The organism is Adhaeribacter rhizoryzae (genome assembly GCF_008629685.1).
Classification (GTDB): domain Bacteria; phylum Bacteroidota; class Bacteroidia; order Cytophagales; family Hymenobacteraceae; genus Adhaeribacter; species Adhaeribacter rhizoryzae.
In genome coordinates, this window is the sequence record NZ_VWSF01000011.1 from 61,882 (window position 1) to 87,515 (window position 25,634).

Annotated in this window: 20 protein-coding genes; 15 read left to right on the top strand and 5 right to left on the bottom strand. The window is 43.2% G+C overall.

From position 1 onward, the window contains the following. The first annotated feature begins 176 nt into the window (after positions 1 to 176). The 6 genes from F0145_RS14750 (at position 177) to F0145_RS14775 (ending at position 10,506) form a co-directional block, all read left to right on the top strand. The gene (locus tag F0145_RS14750; RefSeq protein ID WP_150089225.1) at positions 177 to 1,934 is read left to right on the top strand and encodes an amino acid permease; all 1,758 of its coding nucleotides are present in this window, start codon (positions 177 to 179) and stop codon (positions 1,932 to 1,934) included. 353 nt (positions 1,935 to 2,287) lie between these two features. Further along, positions 2,288 to 5,530 (top strand): SusC/RagA family TonB-linked outer membrane protein, encoded by a 3,243-nt coding sequence (locus F0145_RS14755; RefSeq protein ID WP_223816080.1) that lies wholly within the window; start codon positions 2,288 to 2,290, stop codon positions 5,528 to 5,530. 24 nt (positions 5,531 to 5,554) lie between these two features. Next, positions 5,555 to 7,375 carry a RagB/SusD family nutrient uptake outer membrane protein gene (locus tag F0145_RS14760; protein WP_223816081.1) on the top strand — a complete coding sequence of 607 codons (1,821 nt, stop codon included), beginning with the start codon at positions 5,555 to 5,557 and terminating at the stop codon, positions 7,373 to 7,375. Between the two features lie 111 nt (positions 7,376 to 7,486). Next, on the top strand, positions 7,487 to 8,341 hold the full coding sequence (locus F0145_RS14765; RefSeq protein WP_190277559.1) for an endonuclease/exonuclease/phosphatase family protein: 855 nt from the start codon (positions 7,487 to 7,489) through the stop codon (positions 8,339 to 8,341). A 242-nt stretch (positions 8,342 to 8,583) separates the two neighbouring features. Then, complete coding sequence (pafA, locus tag F0145_RS14770; RefSeq protein WP_150089231.1) at positions 8,584 to 10,236, top strand: alkaline phosphatase PafA; 1,653 nt, start codon at positions 8,584 to 8,586, stop codon at positions 10,234 to 10,236. Between the two features lie 33 nt (positions 10,237 to 10,269). After that, positions 10,270 to 10,506: a hypothetical protein gene (locus F0145_RS14775; RefSeq protein WP_150089233.1), complete on the top strand. Its 237-nt coding sequence runs from the start codon at positions 10,270 to 10,272 to the stop codon at positions 10,504 to 10,506. A gap of 221 nt (positions 10,507 to 10,727) precedes the next feature. Here the strand turns inward: F0145_RS14775 and F0145_RS14780 are convergent, their stop codons facing one another. Then, positions 10,728 to 11,588, bottom strand: a complete 861-nt coding sequence (locus F0145_RS14780) for a DMT family transporter (protein ID WP_150089235.1) — start codon at positions 11,586 to 11,588, stop codon at positions 10,728 to 10,730. A gap of 67 nt (positions 11,589 to 11,655) precedes the next feature. Beyond that, positions 11,656 to 12,642 (bottom strand): tRNA dihydrouridine synthase DusB, encoded by a 987-nt coding sequence (dusB, locus tag F0145_RS14785; protein ID WP_150089237.1) that lies wholly within the window; start codon positions 12,640 to 12,642, stop codon positions 11,656 to 11,658. 58 nt (positions 12,643 to 12,700) lie between these two features. Here dusB and F0145_RS14790 point away from each other — a divergent pair, with 58 nt between their 5' ends. The 3 genes from F0145_RS14790 (at position 12,701) to F0145_RS14800 (ending at position 15,445) form a co-directional block, all read left to right on the top strand. Then, complete coding sequence (locus tag F0145_RS14790; RefSeq protein WP_150089239.1) at positions 12,701 to 13,660, top strand: CPBP family intramembrane glutamic endopeptidase; 960 nt, start codon at positions 12,701 to 12,703, stop codon at positions 13,658 to 13,660. A gap of 50 nt (positions 13,661 to 13,710) precedes the next feature. Continuing rightward, positions 13,711 to 14,541 carry a phosphatidate cytidylyltransferase gene (locus F0145_RS14795; RefSeq protein ID WP_150089241.1) on the top strand — a complete coding sequence of 277 codons (831 nt, stop codon included), beginning with the start codon at positions 13,711 to 13,713 and terminating at the stop codon, positions 14,539 to 14,541. 220 nt (positions 14,542 to 14,761) lie between these two features. Next, positions 14,762 to 15,445: a phosphatidylserine decarboxylase family protein gene (locus F0145_RS14800; RefSeq protein ID WP_150089243.1), complete on the top strand. Its 684-nt coding sequence runs from the start codon at positions 14,762 to 14,764 to the stop codon at positions 15,443 to 15,445. A gap of 177 nt (positions 15,446 to 15,622) precedes the next feature. On the opposite strand, the gene F0145_RS14805 is transcribed toward F0145_RS14800, so the two are convergent. Further along, positions 15,623 to 16,105: a GAF domain-containing protein gene (locus tag F0145_RS14805; RefSeq protein ID WP_150089245.1), complete on the bottom strand. Its 483-nt coding sequence runs from the start codon at positions 16,103 to 16,105 to the stop codon at positions 15,623 to 15,625. Between the two features lie 37 nt (positions 16,106 to 16,142). After that, positions 16,143 to 17,210 carry a bifunctional diaminohydroxyphosphoribosylaminopyrimidine deaminase/5-amino-6-(5-phosphoribosylamino)uracil reductase RibD gene (gene ribD / locus F0145_RS14810; RefSeq protein ID WP_223816082.1) on the bottom strand — a complete coding sequence of 356 codons (1,068 nt, stop codon included), beginning with the start codon at positions 17,208 to 17,210 and terminating at the stop codon, positions 16,143 to 16,145. 56 nt (positions 17,211 to 17,266) lie between these two features. On the opposite strand from ribD, the gene prmC reads away from it, so the two are divergent. The 6 genes from prmC to rfbA all read left to right on the top strand — a co-directional run bounded on the left by prmC (position 17,267) and on the right by rfbA (position 24,206). Then, positions 17,267 to 18,130, top strand: a complete 864-nt coding sequence (gene prmC, locus F0145_RS14815) for a peptide chain release factor N(5)-glutamine methyltransferase (protein WP_150089247.1) — start codon at positions 17,267 to 17,269, stop codon at positions 18,128 to 18,130. 268 nt (positions 18,131 to 18,398) lie between these two features. Further along, positions 18,399 to 19,691 carry a nucleotide sugar dehydrogenase gene (locus F0145_RS14820; protein WP_150089249.1) on the top strand — a complete coding sequence of 431 codons (1,293 nt, stop codon included), beginning with the start codon at positions 18,399 to 18,401 and terminating at the stop codon, positions 19,689 to 19,691. A gap of 213 nt (positions 19,692 to 19,904) precedes the next feature. Then, the gene (galE, locus tag F0145_RS14825) at positions 19,905 to 20,942 is read left to right on the top strand and encodes a UDP-glucose 4-epimerase GalE (protein ID WP_150089251.1); all 1,038 of its coding nucleotides are present in this window, start codon (positions 19,905 to 19,907) and stop codon (positions 20,940 to 20,942) included. A 3-nt stretch (positions 20,943 to 20,945) separates the two neighbouring features. Next, the gene (gene rfbB, locus F0145_RS14830; protein ID WP_150089253.1) at positions 20,946 to 21,992 is read left to right on the top strand and encodes a dTDP-glucose 4,6-dehydratase; all 1,047 of its coding nucleotides are present in this window, start codon (positions 20,946 to 20,948) and stop codon (positions 21,990 to 21,992) included. 113 nt (positions 21,993 to 22,105) lie between these two features. Next, positions 22,106 to 23,113, top strand: a complete 1,008-nt coding sequence (locus tag F0145_RS14835; protein WP_150089255.1) for an SDR family oxidoreductase — start codon at positions 22,106 to 22,108, stop codon at positions 23,111 to 23,113. Positions 23,114 to 23,318: 205 nt separating this feature from the next. After that, the gene (gene rfbA / locus F0145_RS14840) at positions 23,319 to 24,206 is read left to right on the top strand and encodes a glucose-1-phosphate thymidylyltransferase RfbA (RefSeq protein ID WP_150089257.1); all 888 of its coding nucleotides are present in this window, start codon (positions 23,319 to 23,321) and stop codon (positions 24,204 to 24,206) included. Positions 24,207 to 24,278: 72 nt separating this feature from the next. Here the strand turns inward: rfbA and chrA are convergent, their stop codons facing one another. After that, entirely contained in the window at positions 24,279 to 25,502 is a 1,224-nt protein-coding gene (chrA, locus tag F0145_RS14845; protein WP_223816084.1) for a chromate efflux transporter, read from the bottom strand. Between the last annotated feature and the right edge of the window lie 132 nt (positions 25,503 to 25,634).

The following is a 25,634-nucleotide window of genomic DNA, read 5'->3' on the forward strand; positions in this document are numbered from 1 at the left end:
GTTTTAATTGGCCTGAATACACACTTTCTTTGCCCAATATAATCTAAACCGGATAACGGCTGTTTTAAATAAATTTAAAAAATAACTTTAGGCTGCATCTAACTAAGGCTGGTAGTTGTTAAATTCGCCGTATTTTCTAATTTATTCCTTAACTTTTGCCTCAAATTAGCGGGTTCATGGGTTTCAGACAGCTTTTCCGGAAGAAAGATATAAATACAATGCTGGCCGATTTACAGGCCGAAGGACAAGAAGGACACGGTATAAGCCTGGTAAAGAACCTAACCCTGCGCGACCTGACTGCTTTGGGAATTGCGGCCGTTATTGGCGCCGGTATATTTAGTACCATTGGCAATGCCAGTGCCGCCGGCGGACCAGGTGTTTCGTTGTTGTTTATTTTTACGGCTATTGCCTGCGCATTTTCGGCGTTGTGTTATGCGCAGTTTGCCTCTACCTTACCCGTAGCCGGTAGCGCCTACACTTACGCTTATACTTCTTTCGGCGAGCTGATTGCCTGGATTATTGGCTGGGATTTATTAATGGAATACGCTATTGGCAATATTGCCGTAGCTATTTCGTGGTCCGATTATTTTACCGGTTTATTAGCTGGCGTGGGCCTGCACGTACCGGCTTACTTAACCATGGATTTTTTGAGTGCCTCCCGCGGTTTTGACGAAGCCGAAGCCCTGCTGGCCGGCGGAACAGCTTTTGCCAACTTAACACCTAATTTGCAAGCTGCACATCAGGCCTGGGCCAATGCGCCCCGCCTGGGTAACCTGCCCCTGGTAGCCGATTTGCCGGCTTTATTAATTGTGGTGGCCATTACGTACTTGGTTTATATTGGCATTAAAGAATCTAAACGAACGGCTAATTTGCTGGTGCTGTTAAAGTTGCTGGTAATTGTGCTGGTAATATTAGTAGGCATATTTTACGTTACGCCGGCTAACTGGAGCCCGTTTGCCCCCAACGGCGTAGGCGGTATTTTAAAAGGTGTATCGGCTGTATTTTTTGCTTACATCGGTTTCGATGCTATTTCTACAACCGCCGAAGAATGCCAGAATCCGCAGCGCGATTTGCCCCGGGCCATGATTTATTCGTTAATTATTTGCACGGTGCTGTATGTATTGGTGGCCCTGGTACTAACCGGTATGGTGCCGTTTCAGGAATTAGCCGTTGGCGACCCATTGGCGTATGTTTTTGAAAGAGTAGACTTAGACTTTGTTTCGGGGGTAGTGGCCGTAAGTGCCGTTGTTGCCATGACCAGTGTTTTATTGGTGTTTCAGTTGGGCCAGCCGCGCATCTGGATGTCGATGAGTCGCGATGGATTGCTGCCGAAAGTTTTTGCCCGTTTGCACCCGCGCCATAAAACACCTTCATTTTCTACAATTATTACCGGTATTGTAGTGGCCGTGCCCGCTTTGTTTATGAACCTGACCGAAGTAACCGATCTCACCAGCATTGGTACTTTGTTTGCTTTTGTACTGGTGTGCGGGGGCATTCTGCTCATGGATAGTACCGGTCAGCACAAAGGCCGCTCCGGGTTTAAAGTGCCGTATTACAATAGTAAATATATTGTGCCGCTGCTGATGGTGGCTTTAATAGTGTTGCTTTATAGTTTTAACCAGGCCGGTTTGCAAAGTTTTTTTAGTTTAAGCAACGGCGAGGAACAGGGTTGGGACGTGTTTAAGCACAAAATTCCGATGATTGGGTTTATTATATTTTGTATAGTTATTACCATTCTTTCCTTTCTGCGCAATTTATCGCTTATTCCGGTGCTGGGGCTTATTACCAACCTCTACCTCATGACCGAACTGGGCATAACCAACTGGAGCCGCTTTTTAATCTGGCTAGGACTGGGCTTAGTAGTTTATTTCTTTTACGGTAACCGCCACAGCAAACTTAACCAGGCCGCATCCTCCAATAATACTTCTCTTTAACAGACTAAAATAAAGAATATCTTTTTTATTAATCCATTTGCTTTGGCAACATGGGCGAGATAAATATTTTATACATTTTCTATTTTTTTAGAAAAGAAACGCTGCATTATTAAAATTTTTGAATTTATTAATATTATTATTTATATTAAGCTAGCATATAGGTAATTCTACTTATATAAAAGCAGAAGTAGGTTTAATAGTAAAACTAGAATAATATTTAGTTAAATAGGCTGTACTTAGTAGCTATTATACTAAGTACCATTAAACTTTAACTACTAAATATAACTGCTACACCATCGCAGATTTGCCCGGCTTAATTTCAAAATAGTTTTAATTCAAAAACAATGATGCTTATGAAAAACTTTACGCTACCTTTTTTTAGATGGAAACCCGGCTTATTGCTAATGCTGACTTTATGTTACAGCATTGCTGCCCTTTCTCAACAAGCGCAAAATATTACCGGTAAAGTTACCGGCGAAATGGGGGAAGGGCTTCCGGGTGTAACCGTACTGGTAAAAGGTACCAATAATGGTACCACTACCGATCCAAGCGGTAACTTTGCTTTACCAGTACCCAGTGGCGCTAATACTTTAGTAATTTCTTTTATAGGTTTTACTACCCAGGAAGTAGCTATTAATAACCGAACTTCTATAAATATTAAACTACTCCCCGATGCAAAATCGCTGGAAGAGGTAGTAGTAGTGGGCTATGGTACCCAGAAAAAAGGGAACTTAACCGGCGCGGTAGATCAGATAGGCAGTGAAACCTTCGAGAACCGCCCGCTTCCCAATGCAACCCAAGGATTGCAGGGGGTATTGCCCAATGTGAACATCAGAATGATGGATGGCAAACCCAATGCCTCACCAAGCATTAATATTAGAGGTACTACTTCTATTGGGCAGGGTGGTAGTGCACTGGTATTAATTGATGGCGTAGAAGGCGACCCGAGTATGCTTAACCCGAACGATATTGCTTCAATTTCGGTGTTGAAGGATGCGGCTTCGGCAGCAATTTACGGGGCCAGAGGCGCTTTTGGCGTGGTGCTAATTACTACCAAAACGCCAACGAAAGATGCTTTTTCTATTACCTACGACGCCAATTTTGGGGCAAAAGAACCTACGGTATTGCCTAATTATGTTACAGATGGCTTTTTGTGGGCTACTAAGTTTAACGAGTCTTTTTATAATTGGGAAGGTACCTATCCGCAAAACGTTAATAAAACGCTTACTTTTTCGCAGGAATACCTGAAGGAATTAGAAAGAAGATCTAAAGACCCGAGCCTCCCCAAAACGGAGGTTGGCCCTGATGGCAAATATGTATATTATGAGAGTACCGATTGGTACAAGCATTTATACAAAGACCAACTGTATTCTAACCAGCATAATATTTCACTCTCCAGAAGTACCGATAAAGCTAATTTCGCAGTTTCGGGCCGTTATTTAGGGCAGGGGGGCTTGTTCCGCTATAATTCTGATGACTTTGAAACCTATAATATGCGGGCTCGCGGCTCTATTGAATTGTACCCATGGTTGCAGGTAAACAACAACTTCGATTATTCTAACCGGAATTATCATAACCCGCTAAACGTGGGCGAGGGAACCGGTATTTGGCGCAATATTGCCGATGAAGGACACGTACTGGCGCCTATGCTTAACCCCGACGGAACGCTTACCCATTCATCTGCTTATACTGTAGGCGATTTTTACTACGGAAAAAATGGTATCGATACTAAAAGAAGTATTCTCCGCAATACCACCGGTTTTGAAGCAAAAGTATTCCAGGATAAAATCAGGGTAATCGGGAATTTTACCTTTCAGCGAATATTTAACGATGAATTTACAAAGCGGGTACAGGTACCCTACAGCACCGCGCCAGGCGTAGTAGAGTACGTGGGTACTCAGTACAACGATATCCGGAACGTAAATGACCGCACCAACTATAATGCATCTAACCTGTATGCCGAATACGAAAACACCTTCCGGGATAAACATTATTTTAAAGCCATGGTGGGTACCAACTACGAGCAGTCTACGTTTCAGCGTAACTTAACGCAGCGGAACGGACTTATTTTTGAAGATGCGAGCGATATAAATTTAGCGTTAGGTCAATCTATTCTTACTTCCGGCGGATACGAAAGATGGCAGATATTTGGGGGCTTCTCCCGGTTAAACTATATATTTAACGACCGTTACTTAGTAGAATTTAACGGCCGCTACGATGGTTCGTCTAAATTCCCCGCCGATGAAAGATATGCGTTTTTCCCGTCGGTTTCGGTGGGCTGGCGTGTTTCGCAAGAGCCTTTCTGGCCAGTACCCGATAATATTGTGTCGGATTTAAAATTCCGGGCTTCCTATGGTTCTCTCGGCAATGGTAATATTGGTTCTTATGCCTTTCAGGAAACTTTTGATATAACCCAATCCGGCCGAATACTAAACGGAATTTTACCCCAAAAAACCAGTCGACCTACCGTATTACCTAGCGGCCTAACCTGGGAAACAGCCACTACCACTAATTTTGGCGTTGATTTGGCCATGATTTCGGGAAAATTACAAGTTGCCGGCGATGCCTACATCCGGGAAACCACCGATATGTATACCATTGGCATGACCTTGCCGGCCATCTTTGGAGCAACTTCGCCCAGAGGTAATTATGCCGATTTAAAGACTACCGGTTGGGAAATAAACCTGAACTGGCGCGACCAATTTCAGGTAGGTTCTAAACCATTTAATTACCGGGTTGGGTTTAACCTGGCCGATAATAAATCTAAAATATTAAAGTATAATAACCCCAATAAATTCCTGAACGATTACTACGAAGGCATGAAGCTTGGTGAAATGTGGGGCTACGTAACCGAAGGCTTTTTTACCTCTGCCGACGAAATTAAAAACCACGCCAGCCAGAGTTTATTTCTTTCTACCGCCCGAGGCGAATATTTACCCGGCGATATTAAGTTTAAAGATGTAGACGGCGACGGCAAAATAACGCCCGGCGATAATACCGTAGCTAACCCTGGCGACCGGGTAATTATTGGTAATAGAGCGGCACGTTACACTTATGGTATAAACTTAGGCGCCGATTGGAGCAATTTTTTCATCTCCACTTTTTTCCAAGGTGTAGGCAAGCAGGATTGGTATCCGCAGGCCGAGTCGAATGTGTTCTGGGGCCAGTATAACCGGCCTTATGGCGATATTCCTAAGTGGCACCTGGAAGATGGTAATATCTGGTCACCGGAGAATCCAAATTCATTTTTCCCCAGATACGTATCGCGCTTAGCTAACCGGGCCGGTGGTACGTTGCGCGAACAGCAAACCAAATATGTAATGAATGCGGCTTATCTGCGTCTGAAAAATATTCAGATAGGATATAATTTATCACCCAATATGCTGGCGCGGCTTAAAGTAGTAAAAGGTGCCCGCATTTATTTGTCCGGCGAAAACCTCTGGACCTGGTCGCCGCTTTACAAAATTCTGGATAACGTGGATGTAGAAAATGCAACGGCACCATCAGACCAGCTTTTTTCCAGCTCCAACGCCGGCGACGGTTATAATTATCCTATGCTCAAAAGTGTGAACCTGGGGTTATCCGTCACTTTTTAATTTCTTATTCCTAAATACATGGTTATGAAAAATAAATATTTTATAAAGAATAGTTACCGCTGGCTTTTTTTAATATGTACGGTGCTGCTGGGTTGCGACCTGGAAGAAGTGCCGGTTGATACCGCCAACAAAGGCGCTGTATTTGGCAGTGAGAACGGCTTGCAATTATATGCCAACTCATTCTACGACTGGCTGCCCAGCGCCAATAATATTCACCAGGCCGATGCCATATCGGATTACTCGGCCCGCCGGAATGCGCCCGATTTCCTGAGAGCCGGCAATGTGTATACCTCCAGAACCACCGATAATACTTCGGCTTCCGGTTACGATATGGTTGCTTTGGGCTCCGACTGGAACTGGGGCTGGGGAACTTTGCGGAACATTAATTTTTTCCTGGAAAATAATAAAGACCCCAAAATTGCGCCCGAAGTAAGAAAACATTACAATGGATTAGCCCGGTTTTTCAGAGCATGGTTTTACTTCGAAAAGGTTAAAAGATACGGCGAAGTGCCCTGGATAAACAAACCTTTGGATGTAGCCGACCCTCAACTTTACGGAAGCCGCGATCCGCGAACGCTGGTAATGGATAGTGTACTGGCCGATATCAACTACGCCATTGCTAACATCCGGACGGTTAATGAATCTTCCCGGACTTTAATAACCAAAGATGTGGCACTAGCCTTAAAATCACGGATTGCTTTGTTCGAAGGAACCTTCCGGAAATATCATACAGATAAAGGTTTGGCCAATACTGCTACTACCTGGCTGGCCGCCGCAACCGATGCTTCAGAAACTGTAATGAATAGTGGCCGATATAGTTTGTATAAAGGAGGAGGTACTGATTTATCTTACCGGCAATTATTTATCAGCGATGCTCCGGTTGCTTCTGAAGTAATACTGGCTGTTGTATCGAGTACGGCTTTAAATGTAAGACATGCCGCTAACTGGTATTTTACCAGTGCTACTACCGGTACCCGTTTCAGCTTTATAAGGCCCTTTATTAATACCTACTTAAATATTGATGGTACCCCTTTTACAGATGAAGCCGATTACCAGACCCAAACATTTATGGACGAAGTAAAAGGCAGAGATAAGCGGCTTGCCCAAACCATCCGGACAGGTAGTTATAAAAGAGTTAACGCCGGCAACCAGGTGCCCGCGCCACCCGCTTTTACCTACACGTATACCGGTTATCAACCCATTAAATGGAGTGTAGATAATGTAGCTATTGATGGCGGTAACAACAATACCAATGCCGTATCAATTTTTAGGTATGCCGAAATATTACTGAACTACGCCGAAGCAAAAGCAGAATTAGGCACGCTTACCACTGATGATTGGACCAAAACAATTGGTGCCTTACGCAGCCGGGCTGGTATTACCGGCGGTTTGTCTGCGTTGCCTACCGTGGCTGATCCCTATTTGCAATCAACCTATTTCCCTGGTATTTCAGACCCTGTAATATTAGAGGTTCGCCGCGAAAGAGGTATTGAACTGGCGCTGGAAGGTTTCCGGTTTTATGATATTATCCGGTGGAAACGAGGTGAGTTGATGGAAATGCCCTGGACCGGTATTTACGTGCCCGAAGCAAATAAATTAATGGACTTAAATGAAGACGGTACGCCTGACGTATATTTTTACACGCAAGCGCCAGCCAGCCAAATTAACGGCGTTAACTACATAAACGTAGCTACCGAATCTTATAAATTAACAAATGGTACCAGTGGGCAAATTGTTTGGTTACCTAATATTGTTCGGAAATGGGAAGAAAAGAAATATTTCTATCCGGTTCCGGAAACGCATTTACTAACAAACCCTAAACTCGGACAGAATACAGGTTGGTAAATATTTAAATATATCGCTCGAAATTATTTCCTTTGCTTTAATCAGTCACAAACATACTTTCGGGCGATATATTTAAATAAATTAGATCTTAAAACAAATTAATAATACCTGATGAATATCAAAAAAATAGCGCTATCACTGTTTTTAATCTTATTTGTAGTTTTTCAGACCCTGGCACAGGGGCTTAGGGTTGGTTCTTATAATGTGCGGTATGCCAATACCAACGACGTAGGTAACCTGTGGCCCGACCGCGCGCCGGTAGTGGCCAACTTAATTCGTTTTCATGATTTTGATATTTTTGGTACCCAGGAAGCCCTGAAGAACCAACTAGACGATATTAGTAATGCTTTACCGGTTTATGCCCGTTACGGTCTGGGTCGCGATGATGGTAAAGAAAAAGGCGAGCACTCTGCTATTTTTTACAAGAAAGATAAGTTTAAACTCCTGAATAAAGGCGATTTCTGGCTATCCCAAACCCCCGATAAACCTTCGCTGGGCTGGGATGCTACCTGCTGCAACCGCATTGCTTCGTGGGTTTATTTACAAGACATTAAAAATAAAAAGAAGTTCTATGTATTTAACGTGCATTACGACCACCAGGGCAAAGAAGCCCGCCGTGAAAGCAGCAAACTAATATTGCAGAAAATAGCCGAAATCGCGGGCAAAGAACCGGTAATTTTAACCGGCGATTTTAACGGCGACCATAGCAGCGAGTGGTACCAGACAATTGCCAACTCCGGTGTGTTAAAAGATACCTACAAACAAGTGCAGTACCCTTATGCCAGCAATGCTTCTTTTAATGCCTTTGGCAGTAAGTTAGATGGCGAACAGATTATCGATCATATTTTTGTTACCAATCATTTTAAGGTTAACAAGTGGGGCATTTTAACCGATACTTACCACGGTAAATTTCCCTCCGATCATTTCCCGATTTTAGTAGAATTAACCTACGGTGGTAAAAAATAATGCAACAAGCCCTGTAAACCTAAATGCTATTTGGGTTTAAAGCAAGTAGGCAAACAGGATTAATACCTGCTTTAAGTTTTGTTAAATTTATTAAACTGTTTTGGCAATAGCTTTACCTGTTGCTAAAACAGTTTTTACTTATTTCCAGCGGCAAGGGCCTGCATATTTATCCTTTTATGTTTTAACTTACTTATTTACCTTTAACTCAAAATTATTTTTACTGGTAGTTTAAAAATGCTCGCATGAGATTAAAATTAATTTGCCTCTTTTATTTTGCCTTAATTATTTCGGCTTCGGCTCAAAAGAAAACAAAAAAGAACGTAAATACGCTGGCCCGGCCTAAGTTGGTGGTGGGGCTGATGGTAGACCAAATGCGCTGGGATTTTCTGTACCGTTACTACGACCGCTACAGTGAGAACGGCTTTAAGCGCATGCTGAACGAAGGCTTTACCTGCGAAAATACCAATATTGATTATTTACCAACGGTTACAGCTATTGGCCACAGCACCGTTTACACCGGTTCGGTACCGGCCTTACACGGTATTGCCGGCAACGATTTTATTATACAGGCCACCGGCAAATCTATGTATTGCACCGAAGATAATTCGGTAGAACCAGTAGGCACGACGGCCGCAGCCGGCAAGATGTCGCCGCGCAACATGCTGGCTAGCACCATTACCGATGAACTGCGGCTGGCTACTAATTTTCGGTCTAAAGTAATTGGCATTGCCTTAAAAGACCGGGGCTCTATTCTGCCGGCCGGCCACAGTGCTAATGCGGCTTATTGGTTCGATGATGCCAGTGGCAATTGGGTTACCAGCACCTGGTACATGAAAGAACTACCAACCTGGGTGCAGCAGTTTAACGCTCAGAAATTACCGGAAAAATATTTGCAACAAGACTGGACTACGCTTTACCCCATAACTACTTACGTGCAAAGCACCCCCGATAATACCCGCTACGAAGGTGCCTTTGTGGCCTCAGCTGGTCCGGTATTTCCGGTAAAAACTTCTGAATTATTTCGTACCAAAGGCGTAGGCATTATTCGCTCTACACCGGCTGGCAATATCTTAACCTTAGATTTAGCCAAAGCCGCACTCCAAAACGAACAACTAGGCCAACGCGATGTAACCGATTTTCTGGCAGTAAGTTTATCTACCCCAGATTATATTGGCCACCGGTTTGGCCCTAATGCCATTGAGGTAGAAGATATGTATTTGCGCCTGGATAGGGAGCTAGCCGATTTTTTTGCTACCCTGGATAAAACGCTGGGCAAAGGTAATTATACCGTTTTCCTAACCGCCGATCACGGAGCATCGCACAATCCTAATTTTTTGATCGATAATAAAATCCCGGGCGGTTTCTGGCCTGCTAGTGCTCAGTTAAAGGAGCTAAATAATATGCTGGAAGCTAAATACAAAGTAGGTAAAATTGTTTTAAGCCTCAGTAACTACCAGGTAAACCTGAATAATCCGGTAATTGCCAGCAATAAGTTAGATGAAGTAGCTATCCGGAAAGATTGCGTGCAGTTTATGGAAAAACAAGAAGGCGTGGCATATGCCATAGATGTAAAAGATGTGCAGACTGCCGGCATCCCCGACGAACTCCGGACCCGGATGTTAAAAGGCAACCACCCGGAGCGCAGCGGAGTTATACAATTATTTATGAAACCAGGCTGGTACAGCGGTTCGGCCAACGCTACCGGTACCTCGCACGGCACCTGGAGCCCCGTTGATACACACATTCCGTTGGTTTGGATGGGTTGGGGCATTAACCACGGCAAACTTACCCGTCCTACCCACATGTCGGATATTGCGCCTACGGTAGCTGCCTTGCTGCGTATTCAGGCACCGAGCGGCAGTATTGGTAAGCCTATTTCGGAAGTAATAAAATAATTACCAGTTGGCAGTAATACAAACTTAGGAGATTTGGATAAATTAGATAAAAGCTTCACAAATGCCATTTTAAAAGCTTTAGAAAAGAAGCTTGAAAGAAGTCTGTCAGAAAAAGAGATAAAAGTATTCTCTTTACCAAGGTCCTTGATGGCTTACGAGATGATAATAGATTATATTAAGGCTGATACCAAATCAAAAAAAGATATTGAACATTATGTTGAAAATGTAGTTAACGAGTATGACTCTCTTAATAAGGCAAAGAAGGGGTGATGATAGACTAGTTAATTTTCTTATCAGTTTTTGTTTCTGCTGATGGTGTAATCTTGTTGCTTTATTTTCTAATAATATCTATTTGAAGATTTACTGTCACTAAAAAATTATAGCATATCAGTACGTGTCATAGCAGAAGTGTAAGAAGTAAAAAGCAGAAGCGCCGTTTAGAATATTAAGATATTCTAAACGGCGCTTCTGCTTTTTAGCTGGGTTTGGAATCAGCGACTGCGGTTTACAATTAAAACGCCGGCTAGAATAACCAACATGCCAATATAATGCATTAATAATATTTGTTCCCCGTCGAGCACGCCCCATAATAAAGCCACAATTGGCATTAAATAAGTAGACGAACTCGCAAACAACGTATTTGTCAGGTGAATTAGCCGGTTGTATAATACTAACCCAATGGCGGTACTGAATATGGCTAATAAAGCAATATAAAACAAAGCTTCGTAAGCGCCGGGCACGTGCGCAAGTTTGTAAAAGAACGAAGTAGTACACAAATAACCAAAAGCCAGCGGCCCCACCGAAAACAAAGCCATACTGGCCATCGTCAAGGCCGGAATACCTTGTAAGCGGTGTTTAATCAGGTTCAGGCTAAGGCCATACATGGCGGTGGCAATTACCACATATATTCCGAAAAAAGCATTGCTCGTACCTGTTGCCTGGGAGCCTCCGCCAAATATTAAAATTGCGGTACCCGCAATACCAATTAAAATACCGGCTAAACGCAAGCCGGCAATTTTCTGCTGAAAAAATATTGCCCCAATAATTAACGTAAACAAAGCCGTAAGTGAGTTTAATACGCCGGCCAGGCCGCTGGCTAATTTGGTTTCGGCGTAAGCAAACAAAAAAGCCGGAAATAAATTGCCTACAAAGCCACTGCCTATAATATACTTCCACTTATCGGGCGGTACTTGCTTAATATTTTTTAAAGCAAAAGGCAGTAAACTCAGGCAAGCAATGGTAATACGCACACTTCCCAGTTCATCCGAAGAAAATACCGCCAGCCCTTTTTTTATTAAAATAAAAGAAGTGCCCCAGACCAGGGAGAGAAACAGCAAAATAAACCAGGCCATTGCTTGGTCAGGAACCCGACTGGCAGAAGAGGAAGAATTGATAACTTAATAAATTTAAGTACAGAAATTAATCGGCATAAACCAGCGAACCGGCTACTTCATCCAAAATATTATAAACTTCTTCCGGCGATTCGGTTTGGACCAGGCGCATGCGGTAAGGCTTAAAATTAGCCAAACCCCGGAAATAATTGGTGTAATGCCGGCGCATTTCAAATATTCCCAAGCGTTCGCCTTTCCACTCCAGCGATTTGGTAAAGTGCATTTTGCAAACTTCCATGCGCTCTTGCAAGGTAGGCGGCGGCAATATTTCGCCGGTCTCGAAATAATGTTTTATTTCTCTAAAAATCCAAGGATAACCAATGGAAGCGCGGCCAATCATAATGCCGTCTACGCCGTAGCGCTGCCGGTATTCCAGGGCTTTTTGCGGGGTTTCAATGTCGCCGTTACCAAAAATAGGTATTTTTATGCGCGGGTTTTCTTTTACTTTGGCAATTAAGGTCCAGTCGGCATCGCCTTTGTACATTTGCACGCGCGTGCGGCCGTGGATGGTTAATGCTTGAATGCCAATATCTTGCAAGCGTTCGGCTACTTCGGTAATATTTTTAGTGGCATCGTCCCAGCCCAAGCGGGTTTTAACCGTAACGGGTAAGTGCGTAGCTTTTACCACTGCCGAGGTCATTTCTACCATTTTGGGAATATCGCGCAGCAAAGCCGCACCCGCACCTTTACAGGCCACGTTTTTTACCGGGCAACCATAATTAATATCAATTAAATCTGGGCCGGCCAAGGTAGAGATTTCGGCTGATTCGCGCATCGATTCCACATCGGAACCAAACAACTGAATGCCGATGGGCCGCTCGTAATCAAACACGTCTAGTTTCTGCCGGCTTTTAGCCGCATCCCGTATCAAACCCTCCGACGAAATAAATTCCGTATACATTAAATCGGCCCCGTTGGCTTTGCAAACGGCCCGGAATGGCGGGTCGCTTACGTCTTCCATGGGGGCTAATAACAGCGGAAAGTCTGGTAAAGTAATATTTCCAATTTGTGCCACGCGTAGCGATATTTAAAAATTAGGGTAAATTTACGTCATTTTAAACTCAAACACACCCATGAAAGGTTTCATTCCGCAAAATATGCATCCGGTTTATTATATTATGTTGCTGCTGGTGTTTATGCTGGGAGGCTTTTTTGTAGGCAATTTTATTTCGTTATCGGTGCTGTATGGCTTTTTTAATTACGGGTTACAAGATTTAGCCAACGTGGTACAAAACCCGGCCGATTACCCCAACGGCAAAGTAGCAGTTAATTTATTTCAAGGCATTTCGCATTTCTGCGCGTTTACTTTGGGGCCTGTAATGCTGTTGGTGGCTACGGGAGTTAACCTGCAACGGTATTTATCGCCGAAATGGCACGTGCCGGCCTTATTGTTTTTGCTTTCGGCTTTACTTATTGTGGTTATTATGCCGCTAAACTCCTGGTTTATAGATATTAATAGCCATATGGTTTTGCCAGACTTTTTGCACGGGTTTGAGTTGTGGGCGAAAGAAAAAGAAGAAGCCTTAAAAGAGTTAACCAATTATTTAATCAAGTTCGATTCGGTAGGTCAGTTTGTGCTGGGCATGGTGGTATTTGCTTTAATTCCGGCCATTGGCGAAGAATTGGTATTCCGGGGTGTACTGCAAACCCAACTAATCCGCTGGTTTCGGCAGCCGCACGTAGGTATTTGGGTAACAGCCATTATTTTCGGCGCCATTCACATGCAATTTTACGGCATGCTGCCCCGCACTTTATTGGGTGCCTTGCTCGGATATTTGTACTGGTGGTCGGGCAATATTTGGGTGCCCATTATCGGGCATTTTGTAAACAATGGCTTCACGGTATTGCTCATGTATTTGCTCCAGCGCAAAGTTATTACCTACCAGATAGATACCGAAGAAGCCATGCCCATCCAAAGCATTATTTTTTCCGTTATAGCCACCGCTGGGTTGCTGTATTATTTGTGGCAGCAATTTAAAACCATGCCGGCAACCTCCGGAAATAACCCAACCGAAACAGATACTATTTTTTAATATTATTTACGTACTTAAAACCCGTAACAAAAATACCTAAACAGTTATTCATGAGTTTTAAATCAGCTAATTTATCAAACCTGCAGCTACGGGTTTTAACCGGTATTTTAGGCGGCGCAGTTTTTATCGGCAGTATCTGGTTTAACGAGTGGACGTTTGGGGCCTTATTTCTGGGCCTGACCGTTTTGGGAATGCTGGAGTTTTATAAAATTATTGCCGCCAAGGGTTTCGAGCCAAATCATAATATAGGCTTAATACTAGGCGCCGGTTTGTACGTGCTGGTTTTTCTTATTCAGAAAGATTTTATAGCCGCCTCGGTGTTGTTTGTGCTGCCGCCGGTTATGTTATTGTGCCTGGTAGCCGAACTTTACCGGAAAAAGCAGCAACCTTTTATAAATATTGCCCTTACCCTGCTGGCCGTAATGTACGTAGCCATGCCTTTTACCCTGCTTATTTTATTGGGCTTTCCCAATGATTATTATAGTTGGCACATTATTCTGGGTACTATATTTTTAATTTGGGCGGCCGATACGGGCGGGTATATTTTTGGCCGATCATTTGGCCGCACTAAATTATTCGAGCGCATTTCGCCGGGCAAAACCTGGGAAGGCTGGCTGGGTGGCACGCTGCTTTGCCTGGGCGTAGCTTATTTGCTTTCTTTATTTTTTCAGGATTTAGACCTAACCGCCTGGATTGGCATTGGCCTAATTGTGTCGGTGTTTGGGGTAATCGGAGATTTAGTAGAATCGATGCTAAAGCGCAGCATGCAGATTAAGGACTCCGGTAGTTTGTTACCAGGCCACGGCGGCATCCTCGATCGGTTCGATAGTTTACTTATGATAACGCCTTTTGTAGTGGCATTTTTAAAAGTATTTCATTAAAGCCGGTATATATTCCGTAATTGCAGGACGCACTTTAGGCAAGGCTATTCGGAATATTTTAGGCTACGGGTAAAGTAAACCTAACTTGAGAAATACAGGAGCGGCAGCAAAGTCTATTTTAAAATTCATATTTTACCCTTTAATTTGCGTGCCGGCACAGAATATCCTAACTATTTAGGTAGGATATCACGTTTATAGGGAGCGGGTTAACCAAAGTTACATGAAAATTCACAAGGAAGGACGCAGGATATTACTATTTACCTTGCTCGGGCTTTTAGTCGTAAATCTGTTGCTGTACCAGTTTAATGCCATTCACGTTACTTTTAATAAAATATTTTCGGCCATATCGGTTATTGTTTTCCTGCTGTTGCTGCAGTTTTTCCGCAGCCCATTCCGGAATTTAATTCTGCACGAAGATTTAATTATTGCGCCCGCCGATGGTAAAGTGGTGGTAATTGAAGATGTGCACGAACCAGAGTTCTTCAACGATGTGCGTAAGCAAATATCTATTTTTATGTCGCCGATAAACGTGCACATTACGCGCAATCCGGTAGCTGGCGTGGTTAAATATTTCAAATATCATCCGGGTAATTATTTTGTAGCCTGGCATCCTAAATCGAGCACCAAAAACGAACGCACCACCGTAGTAGTTTCCTCTACCGCCGGTCCCGATATTTTATTCCGGCAAATTGCCGGCGCTATGGCCCGCCGTATTGTTTGGTATGTGAAAGAAGGCGACGAAGTATCGCAGGGCGAGGAGTTCGGGTTTATTAAGTTTGGCTCGCGGGTAGATGTTTTTGTGCCCGTTGATACCGAGGTTAAAGTTACCATCGGGCAGAAGACCAAAGGCGGCCAAACCGTTATTGCGCAAATAAAAACCGAAACCGGTTCTTTCTTTGGGTAGGGTTGGATGTTGAGGTTGGATATTGGTAGCAGGTATTGGGTAGTTGGATAAATATTTTTGAAAGTTAATAAAACAAGAGAGCCGCTTCCTTCAGAAAGCGGCTCTCTTGTTTTTAGGTATATTCAAATAAATCTTAAATCCTGTTACCTGCTACTTGCTACCAACGTCCAATTCAACTTAAAACCAACCAGCCATTAAATCAGCTAGCCGTTCCAGGTAAATTCGGTCGGTTTCGTCAAAATCATCCAGTTTATTGCTGTCTACGTCCAGCACCATTTTTACTTCGCCGTCTTTTAGCACCGGTACTACAATCTCTGATTTAGAGTCGCTGCTGCAGGCAATATGGCCCGGAAAAGCTTCTACATCGGGCACCAGAATGGTTTTTTTGCGGGTATAACTGGCACCGCAAACGCCTTTATGAAACGGTATACGGGTACAAGCAACCGGTCCCTGGAAAGGCCCTAACACCAATTCGCCTTCTTTTGCCAAATAAGCGCCCACCCAGAAAAAACCTAAACTATATTTTAGAGCTGCCATCACATTTGCCAGGTTGGCCGTTAAGTCTGTTTCGCCGGTTACCAGCGCTTCTATTTGGGGCAGCAAAGCCTGGTATTTTTCTTCTTTGGTTAAGGTGTTATCTATTATTATTGAGTCTGCCATGGTAATATTTTAACCTGCTTTTTAAAAGTGAACTGGGCTATGCTTCCCCGGTTTCGGGTAATTTTGTCTGATTATTTAAATAAATTAATAGTTTATCGGAGGCTACGTGGCTCACGTGTTTTAACAAGGCTAAGGGCAAAATGGGTGCCAAGATGCCTTCATCTGCCAGGTTAGCGTTACTTTTAAATACACAGGCTTCATCCCATAAGCCCGCCCGAATAAAACTATTCAGCAATACCGCACCCCCTTCTATTAAAACGGCATTCAGTTGGCGTTTGTATAAATCGTGCAGCAGAGCGGGTATTAAATCCTCGTTTTTATCTAACATCACCCATTCCAGGTTAGGCAAAGTTTCTTGTTTTTTATAATTATAAACCAGGGTGGGTTGGCTTTGGTCGAATAAATTTAAAGAAGCGGGTAGTTGTAAATCTTTATCCAGAATAATCCGGGTTGGGTTTTTTCCGGTCCAGGCGCGGGTATTTAGTTGGGGGTTATCTATTAACGCGGTGCGGGTGCCTATCATTATGGCCGGTAATTCAGTGCGCCATTTGTGCACCAGTTTTTTAGATAAATTATTCGAAATCCAAAGCTTGGTGCCGTCTGTTTTACCAATAAAGCCATCGGCGGTTTCGGCCCACTTTAATAATATATGAGGTCTCTTCTGGGTATGGTAAGTAAAAAAGAAACGGTTCAGATCCAGTCCTTCGGCCTCTAATAAACCTACGTGCACCTGGCAACCAGTAGCTAATAATTTCCGGATGCCGGCACCTTTTACCAAAGGGTTAGGATCGGTATTGCAGATTACTACATCTTTAACGCCGTGTTGAATTAATAAATCGGCGCAGGGCGGCGTTTTGCCGTAGTGCGAGCAAGGCTCCAAGGTTACATAAAGCCGACTGGCTGGCAACAAACTTTTATCCGCTACGGCATTAATGGCATTAACCTCGGCGTGCGGTCCGCCGTATTGCTGGTGCCAACCTTCGCCGATTATTTTATTTTCGTGTACAATTACGCAACCAACCATGGGGTTAGGTGCCACCTTGCCCTGGCCCAGTAAAGCCAGTTCCAGGGCACGGCGCATAAATATTTCGTCGGAGGATGTCACTTGACTTTCTTATTTTTACAAAATTATAAAAGGAAACAGGAACCCTTACCTGCTGCGTGAAAAATATCCAAGATCTCATAAGCCATATCCGTACCGCCATTAGTAATATTTACGAAAAACCAGAGGCTGATGCCCTAGCTATGCAGGTTGCCGAACACGTATTGCAGCTTACGCGGTTGCAATTGAGCACCGAACGTCAAACTCCGGTAAACGAACAAACCTGGCTCAGCGTTGAAAAAATAATTAGCCGCCTGCAACAGCACGAGCCTTTGCAATATGTATTGGGAACGGCTCATTTCTACGGACTGGAACTAAAAGTATCGCCGGCTGTACTAATTCCGCGGCCCGAAACCGAAGAACTGGTAGATATTATTATTAAAGAAAATATTGCCGGCCACAATCTACAGGTGCTGGATATTTGTACCGGCAGCGGTTGTATTCCCATTGCCTTATCGGCGCACCTGAAGGCTCAAGCTGTGTACGGATTAGATATTTCGGAGCCAGCGCTGGCTGTTGCCCAACACAATGCTTTAAAGTACCAGCAGCCTGTAAAATGGCTTCAGCAGGATATTTTAGCCGGTCCGTTAAATTTACCACCTCGCAGCTTTGATATTATTGTGAGTAACCCGCCCTATGTGTTACAGCAGGAAAAAAGATTAATGCGCGCCAATGTAATTGATTTTGAACCGCACTTGGCTCTTTTTGTGCCCAATGAGGATGCCTTACAGTTTTACGAGCAAATTGCCATCCAAGCCCTAACCTTGCTGAAACCAACCGGTATTTTGTATTTTGAAATAAACGAGAATAAAGCTGCCAGTCTTACGCTTATGTTGCAGGAGATGGGTTATAAAACAATTAAAATATTAAAAGATATGTTTGGCAAAGATCGGTTTATTCGCGCCACAATTAATAGTATTTAATTTAGATGCTTTATTTTCCGGATAAACCTATAAATTTGCGTGCCGAAACAGATAATCAGGTTATTAGCCCAACTAGTTTGCTTAAGCAATTTCATTAAGGCAAGGTTTGAAAGTTAATTAATAAAATAGATAGGTTTCTGTTTTAAAATTATTAACCCAATGGCGTATAGAATAGCTAAACCTCCAAATACTTTAGAGGTTAACAAGTTAATCAGTCAGGGCAATAAACATTAAGTAAGCTTTCATAAAAGTTTAAAATTCTTTTTCTGTGTATAATAAATTATTTAACAAAGAAGCCACGCTGGCAGTAATCGGGTTAGGATACGTGGGATTGCCAATTGCTTTGGAATTTGCCCGTAAAATAAAGGTAATAGGTTTTGATATAAATAAAGCTCGCGTGGAGATGATGCGCAACAATGTAGACCCAAGCGGAGAACTGGAAGCCGAGGCGTTTACCGAGTGCGATATTACCTTTACTGATAATTTGGATGTACTGCGGCAAGCGCAATTTTTTATTGTGGCGGTACCTACTCCCATTGATGAGCACGCTATGCCGGACTTAAAACCCTTAATTGGGGCTTCTACTACCGTTGGCAAAGTATTGAAATCCGGCGATTATGTGGTGTATGAGTCTACGGTTTACCCCGGTTGTACCGAAGAAGATTGTATTCCCATTCTGGAAGAACTTTCGGGCTTGAAGTTTAAGCAGGATTTTAAAGTAGGCTATTCGCCGGAACGGATTAACCCGGGTGATAAAGAGCATACGCTGGCTAAAATCGTAAAAGTCGTTTCGGGTTGTGACGAAGAATCTTTGGATAATATTGCTAAAACTTACGAACTGGTTATTGAAGCCGGTATTCACCGGGCTTCTTCTATTAAAGTAGCCGAAGCCGCTAAAATTATTGAGAATACCCAGCGCGATGTAAATATTGCCTTAATGAACGAACTCTCGCTCATATTCGACCGGATGAAAATTAACACCTACGAAGTACTGGAAGCCGCCGGTACCAAGTGGAATTTCCTGAAGTTTTCACCGGGATTGGTAGGCGGACATTGTATTGGCGTAGACCCGTATTACCTTACTTACAAAGCCAAAGAACTGGGCTACGATGCCAAGGTAATTTTGAGCGGCCGGACGACTAACGACAACATGGGCGCTTACATTGCTAAAAAAACGGTGCAGTTTATGGTGAAGCAAGGCAAAGATATTTCCAAGGCGAAAGTGCTGGTGATGGGTGCTACCTTTAAAGAAAACGTAGGCGATATCCGCAATTCCCGGGTAGCCGATGTAATCAATGAACTGAAAGGCTTTTCGGTGAATGTAGACGTAATAGACCCTTTTGCTGATTCACAAGAACTGGAGCACGAATATGGCTTTGGCTTAATAGCAGAACCCGCCAAAGATTACGATGCGGTTATTGTAGCGGTAAACCACCGGCCTTATGCCAATCTGGAGCAAGCTTACTTTGAGTCTATCACTCAAGATAAAGCCGTGTTCATTGATGTGAAAGGCATTTACCGCGATAAAATAAATAGTAAATTAACTTACTGGAGTTTGTAGAATTAATAGGCTGATTTTTTGAATGTGCTGATTGTTAATTTAAAAGTTATCTAATAAGGCAGTAGCTAACCTAGGCAGATTTGTAGATATTTTAAAAATATTGCATATTCATTAAGTCATTATTTAGATGAGGCTCATGTTCAGCAAATTACCACATCAGCACATTAAGAAATTAGCACATTAACCCAAACACTCCGGATAAAAAGATAAACGTTGGAAACAAAAGGTAAAATATTGGTAACCGGTGGTGCTGGTTATATTGGCTCCCATGCCGTTATAGAATTGTTTCAGGCTGGTTACGAACCAGTAATTATTGATAATTTCGTCAATTCACAAGAATCTGCTTTGGCGGGTATTGCGGCTATTTTAAATACCGATGTAACTTGTCACCGTATTGATTGTACCGAAGTGGCTGCCTTACGGGAAGTTTTCCAAAACGAAGGGAATATTGCCGGCGTTATTCATTTTGCGGCCTATAAAGCCGTAGGCGAATCGGTACGCGAGCCCTTGAAATATTACCACAACAACGTTGGGTCTTTGGTAGCGCTGCTTCAGGTAATGGCAGAATTTAACGTTACCAACCTGGTGTTTTCTTCTTCCTGTACCGTTTACGGTGTACCCGATCAGTTACCCGTTACGGAAGAAACGCCGGTTAAAAAAGCCAATTCGCCGTACGGCAACACCAAACAAATCTGCGAAGATATTTTAACCGATCTGGCCAACAGCGACGGCAGTAAAATCCATACCATTGCCTTACGCTATTTTAATCCTATTGGCGCGCATCCGTCGGCTAAAATTGGTGAATTGCCGCTGGGCGTACCCAATAATTTAGTGCCTTTTATTACCCAAACCGCTATTGGCATCCGCGAGAAATTAACGGTATTCGGGACCGACTATGATACGTCAGATGGTAGTAATGTTCGGGATTATATTCACGTGGTAGACTTGGCAAAAGCGCACGTAGTAGCCATCGACCGGTTATTAGCGGGCAAAGCCAAACAGATTGAAATGTTTAATATTGGTACCGGTCAGGGAAATTCGGTGCTGGAAGTAGTAAAAACTTTCGAGAAAGTATCGGGCCAAAAGCTCAACTACGAAATTGGTCCGCGCCGCGCGGGCGATGTGCCTAAAATATACGCCGATGTAACCAAGGCAACCCAGGAACTAGGATTTAAAACGGAGTTAGGTTTGGAAGAAGGTTTAGCCAGTGCCTGGCAATGGGAACTGAACCTGAAAAACAATAAAAAGTAATACATGAAGATAGTAATTACCGGCGGGGCAGGATTTATTGGTTCGCACGTGGTGCGGTTATTCGTAACCAAATACCCTGAATACCAGATTTATAACCTTGATAAATTAACCTACGCCGGCAATCTCGAAAACCTGCGCGACATAGAAGATGCGCCTAATTATACTTTTATAAAAGGCGATATTGTAGACGCAGATTTTATTAACGGTTTGTTTCAGGAACACCAGTTTGATGCCGTTATTCATTTAGCCGCTGAATCGCACGTAGACCGTTCTATAACTGACCCGCTGGCGTTTGTTTTTACCAACGTAATAGGTACGGTTAATCTGCTAAATGCTGTTAAAGAATTATGGAAGGATAACTTTGCCGGGCATGTTTTCTACCACGTATCTACCGATGAAGTGTATGGTTCTTTGGGCGAAGATGGCATGTTTACCGAAGAAACTTCTTACGACCCGCGTTCGCCGTATTCTGCGTCTAAAGCCAGTTCCGACCATTTTGTGCGGGCTTATTACCATACTTATGGCTTGCCGGTAAAAGTATCTAACTGTTCTAATAATTACGGTCCCAACCACTTCCCGGAGAAACTAATTCCGCTGGCTATTAATAATATTCAGAATGGCCGGCCGGTGCCGGTTTACGGCAAAGGCGAAAATGTGCGCGATTGGCTGTACGTAAAAGACCACGCCACCGCCATTGATGCTGTTTTTCATAAAGGCGAGATTGGCGATACCTATAATATTGGCGGCGTAAACGAATGGAAAAATATTGACCTCATCCGGTTATTATGCGATATTATGGATGAGAAAACCGGTAAAGAAAAAGGTACTTCGCAACAACTAATTACGTTTGTAACCGACCGGGCCGGCCACGATTTACGTTATGCCATCGATTCTTCTAAAATAATGCGCGAGTTGGGCTGGCAACCTTCAGTAACCTTTGAGGAAGGGCTTTCTAAAACCGTAGATTGGTACTTAGCTAATACAGATTGGTTGCAGCACGTAACTTCCGGCAGTTATCAAGCCTATTACGAGCAGCAATACACCCGATAATATAATTATGAATTATAAATTAGAAATTATGAATGCACAATTGGGCACTTCGTATATTCTGATTCAATAATTAATTCATAATTCATCATTTCTAATTCATAATTAAAAAAATAGTGTACGAACAGCCATTTCACCAAGAGTCTTTAAAAAATAAATCATTTCTGATAACCGGTGGAGCCGGATTTATTGGTTCTAACTTAGTAGAGTACCTATTAAAATATGAAGCCGGTAAAGTGCGGATATTAGATAATTTATCGAATGGTTTTCGGAAAAATATTCAATTCTTTTTAGATAATCCGGCGTTCGAAGTAATTGAAGGTGATATTCGGGATGTAGAAGTTTGTACCCGCGCCTGTGCTGGTATAGATGTGGTACTGCACCAGGCGGCTTTGGGTTCCGTACCCCGCAGCATCAAAGACCCGGTTACCACCAACAACGTTAATATTGGCGGATTTGTAAATATGCTGCTGGCCGCCAAAGATCAGGGTGTAAAGCGTTTTGTGTACGCAGCTTCGTCGTCTACATACGGCGACAGCAAAGCCTTACCCAAGGTGGAAGATAATATTGGCAAGCCCTTATCGCCGTATGCGGTTACCAAATATGCCAATGAATTGTACGCCGATGTGTTTGGCAAAACCTACGGCATGGAAATTATTGGCTTACGCTACTTCAATATTTTTGGGCCGCGCCAGGACCCGAATGGCGCTTACGCCGCGGTAATTCCGTTGTTTATAGATGCGGTGCTAAAAGGTAATTCGCCGCGCATTAACGGCGATGGCGGCCAAACCCGCGATTTTACTTTCGTGGAGAACTGCGTGGAGGCTAATATCAGGGCTGCGCTGGTGCAGAACCCCGAAGCCATAAACCAGGTTTATAATATTGCCGTTGGTGATCGTACTTCGTTAAACGATTTGTTTAATATTTTAAAGGAAGAAGCTGGTTCTGATATTTCACCGGAATACGGCCCCGACCGGGCGGGTGATATTCGCGATAGTTTAGCCGATATTTCGAAAGCCCAAAGGCTGTTAGGGTATAATCCGCAGATCAGAATAAAAGAGGGGCTGCAAATAACCTTAGATTGGTTCCGCAATAACCAGGCGTTTATTTATAACGAGCAATAATAGTTGAATTACTGAATAGTTGAATGGTTAAATTGTTGAATGGTTACCGGAAATATAGGATAACAGGTAAGAGAAATTTGTACACTACTTGCCAAAGCTAAAATTAGGACACAACCATCCCGCAATTCAACCATTCAACTTTCCAGCAAATAAACCATGCAACTATTCAGCAATTCAACAATTTAACAATCAACGATTAAAAAACATGAAAGGAATTATTCTGGCTGGTGGCTCCGGCACCCGATTACATCCGCTCACGTTGGCCGTAAGCAAGCAATTAATGCCGGTTTACGACAAACCCATGATTTATTATCCGTTATCGATATTAATGATGGCCGGCATCCGGGAAATATTAATTATTACCACGCCGCACGATAATGAATTATTTAAAAAATTGCTGGGCGACGGCAGTAGTTTAGGGTGTAATTTCCAGTACGCCATTCAGGAGAAACCCAATGGCTTGGCGCAGGCTTTTGTAATCGGCGAAGAATTTATCGGTCAGGATAAGGTGGCGTTGGTGTTAGGCGATAATATTTTTTACGGAGCCGGCTTAGCCAAATTATTGCAAAGCAACAACAACCCCGAGGGGGGCGTGGTATATGCCTATCACGTAAACGACCCGGAGCGTTACGGTGTAGTAGAATTCGACGGAAACCAAAAAGCGCTTTCGATTGAAGAAAAACCCAAACAGCCCAAGTCTAATTACGCGGTGCCTGGGTTATATTTCTACGACAACGAGGTTATTCAAATTGCGAAAGATTTAAAGCCCAGCCCGCGCGGTGAATATGAAATAACCGATGTAAATCAGGAATATTTGCGCCGGGGCAAACTAAAAGTAGGTATTTTGGGGCGTGGCACGGCTTGGCTCGATACCGGTACTTTCGATTCGTTGATGCAGGCCGGTAATTTTGTGCAGGTAATAGAAGAGCGGCAAGGTCTTAAAATTGGCTGCATCGAAGAAATTGCTTATCGCATGGGCTTTATTGAGACGGAACAACTCCGGCAGGTAGCTACGCCGCTGGTAAAAAGCGGTTACGGTGAATATTTATTGCGCCTGTTGGAAGATAAAATAGTGGAGAAAACGGAAATTTAGGATTCCAGATTATTCAAAGAGCAGCTTAATACAAAGTTGCTCTTTTTGTTTCAGCTTTTTTAATTGTATTGTTTAAGGAATAATTACCCCCGCCAGAATACCTGTAAATATTACAGCATAAGGTGGAATTTTAGTTCGGAGGAGAAGCCCGAACGTTATTAGTATTACAGCAATATTCAGCGCCGAAGATTCGATTGGGTGAAAAAGTAACAGGGCCGCCGCGCACACCATACCAGAACTAACGGCATTTATTCCTTCTAAAGAGGCTTTGATAAACCGGTATTTTTTAAGTTCTTCCCAGAACCGAATAATAAAGAAAATCAGAAAAGTGCCGGGTAAAAAAATACCGGTAGTAGCTACAAAAGACCCCAGCATTTGTCCCCAGAAACCATAGCCCCGCATGGCCAGCGTACCAATATATGTACAAAATATAAAGGTAGGGCCCGGAATAGCCTGGGCTAAAGCATAACCCGATAAAAATTCCTGAGAAGTTAAATATCGCTTAAATTCTACAAACTCGGTGTACATGAGCGGAATAAGTACCTGGCCGCCCCCAAATATCAGGCTGCCGTTCCGGTAAAAATTCTCGAACAGCCGAACCGGTAACCAGCGGGTAGCACCCCCCAGTGCCGCCGCAAAAATGAGGACTGCGCCAAATAAAATAAAATTGCGCCAGTCTATATTTAGCTTTTTGTTTTGCTCTTTCGGGTGTTTTCTAAACCTTAAAGAGGTGGTAAAAGCACCGGCTAATAATAAAGCCGGAAAAACCCACGGCGAATTAAAAAAGTAAGAAATAATTGCCGAGGTTGCCATTAAAAAAATGCTGGTTTTGGTAGCAATTACTTTGGTGCTTATCCGGTAAGCGGCAAAAGCCACAAACCCTACCGCTATAGGCTGAATAAACCGCAAAAAATGGAGCGAAATATTGTGCCGGGTCAGGTAAGTCATGGCTAACCCTACGGCGGTCATAAATAGGGCAGTAGGCGTAATCCAGACAATTAAAGTGAGATAAGCCAGATTAGCGCCGCCTACGCGGTAACCAATGGCCGTTAAGGTTTGGGTAGAAGTAGGGCCAGGCAATATTTGGCACAAGGCATTTAATTCAATTAAATCTTTCTCCGTCAGGTACCGGCGCTTTTCCACCATTAATTTAAGTATCATGGCAATGTGGGCCTGCGGACCCCCAAAAGCGGTTAGGGCCAGTTTTAAAACATCTTTCAGAAAAATATAATGGCGGAGGCTCAAACTAAGGGGCTGGTTATTAGAAATACGTTGTTCAATAGAAGTTAATTTCATAATTACCCGCGCTATGCCTGACTATATTTTTAGCTTTAAATGACCTGGGTTAAGAACTTGGTATTGAAGTAAGTAATTTCTGTGGCTAATTAAAACTAAAAAATTAAATTATTATTAACATCCTGCTACTGG

Bases quoted from the DNA above. Each gene is read 5' to 3' on its own strand.
- F0145_RS14760 (WP_223816081.1), top strand. From the start codon at position 5,555: ATGAAAAATAAATATTTTATAAAGAATAGTTACCGCTGGCTTTTTTTA.
- chrA (WP_223816084.1), bottom strand. From the start codon at position 25,502: ATGAAATTAACTTCTATTGAACAACGTATTTCTAATAACCAGCCCCTT.
- pafA (WP_150089231.1), top strand. From the start codon at position 8,584: ATGAGATTAAAATTAATTTGCCTCTTTTATTTTGCCTTAATTATTTCG.
- rfbA (WP_150089257.1), top strand. From the start codon at position 23,319: ATGAAAGGAATTATTCTGGCTGGTGGCTCCGGCACCCGATTACATCCG.
- F0145_RS14800 (WP_150089243.1), top strand. From the start codon at position 14,762: ATGAAAATTCACAAGGAAGGACGCAGGATATTACTATTTACCTTGCTC.
- rfbB (WP_150089253.1), top strand. From the start codon at position 20,946: ATGAAGATAGTAATTACCGGCGGGGCAGGATTTATTGGTTCGCACGTG.
- F0145_RS14755 (WP_223816080.1), top strand. From the start codon at position 2,288: ATGAAAAACTTTACGCTACCTTTTTTTAGATGGAAACCCGGCTTATTG.
- F0145_RS14780 (WP_150089235.1), bottom strand. From the start codon at position 11,588: ATGGCCTGGTTTATTTTGCTGTTTCTCTCCCTGGTCTGGGGCACTTCT.
- F0145_RS14765 (WP_190277559.1), top strand. From the start codon at position 7,487: ATGAATATCAAAAAAATAGCGCTATCACTGTTTTTAATCTTATTTGTA.
- F0145_RS14795 (WP_150089241.1), top strand. From the start codon at position 13,711: ATGAGTTTTAAATCAGCTAATTTATCAAACCTGCAGCTACGGGTTTTA.
- F0145_RS14805 (WP_150089245.1), bottom strand. From the start codon at position 16,105: ATGGCAGACTCAATAATAATAGATAACACCTTAACCAAAGAAGAAAAA.
- F0145_RS14790 (WP_150089239.1), top strand. From the start codon at position 12,701: ATGAAAGGTTTCATTCCGCAAAATATGCATCCGGTTTATTATATTATG.
- F0145_RS14750 (WP_150089225.1), top strand. From the start codon at position 177: ATGGGTTTCAGACAGCTTTTCCGGAAGAAAGATATAAATACAATGCTG.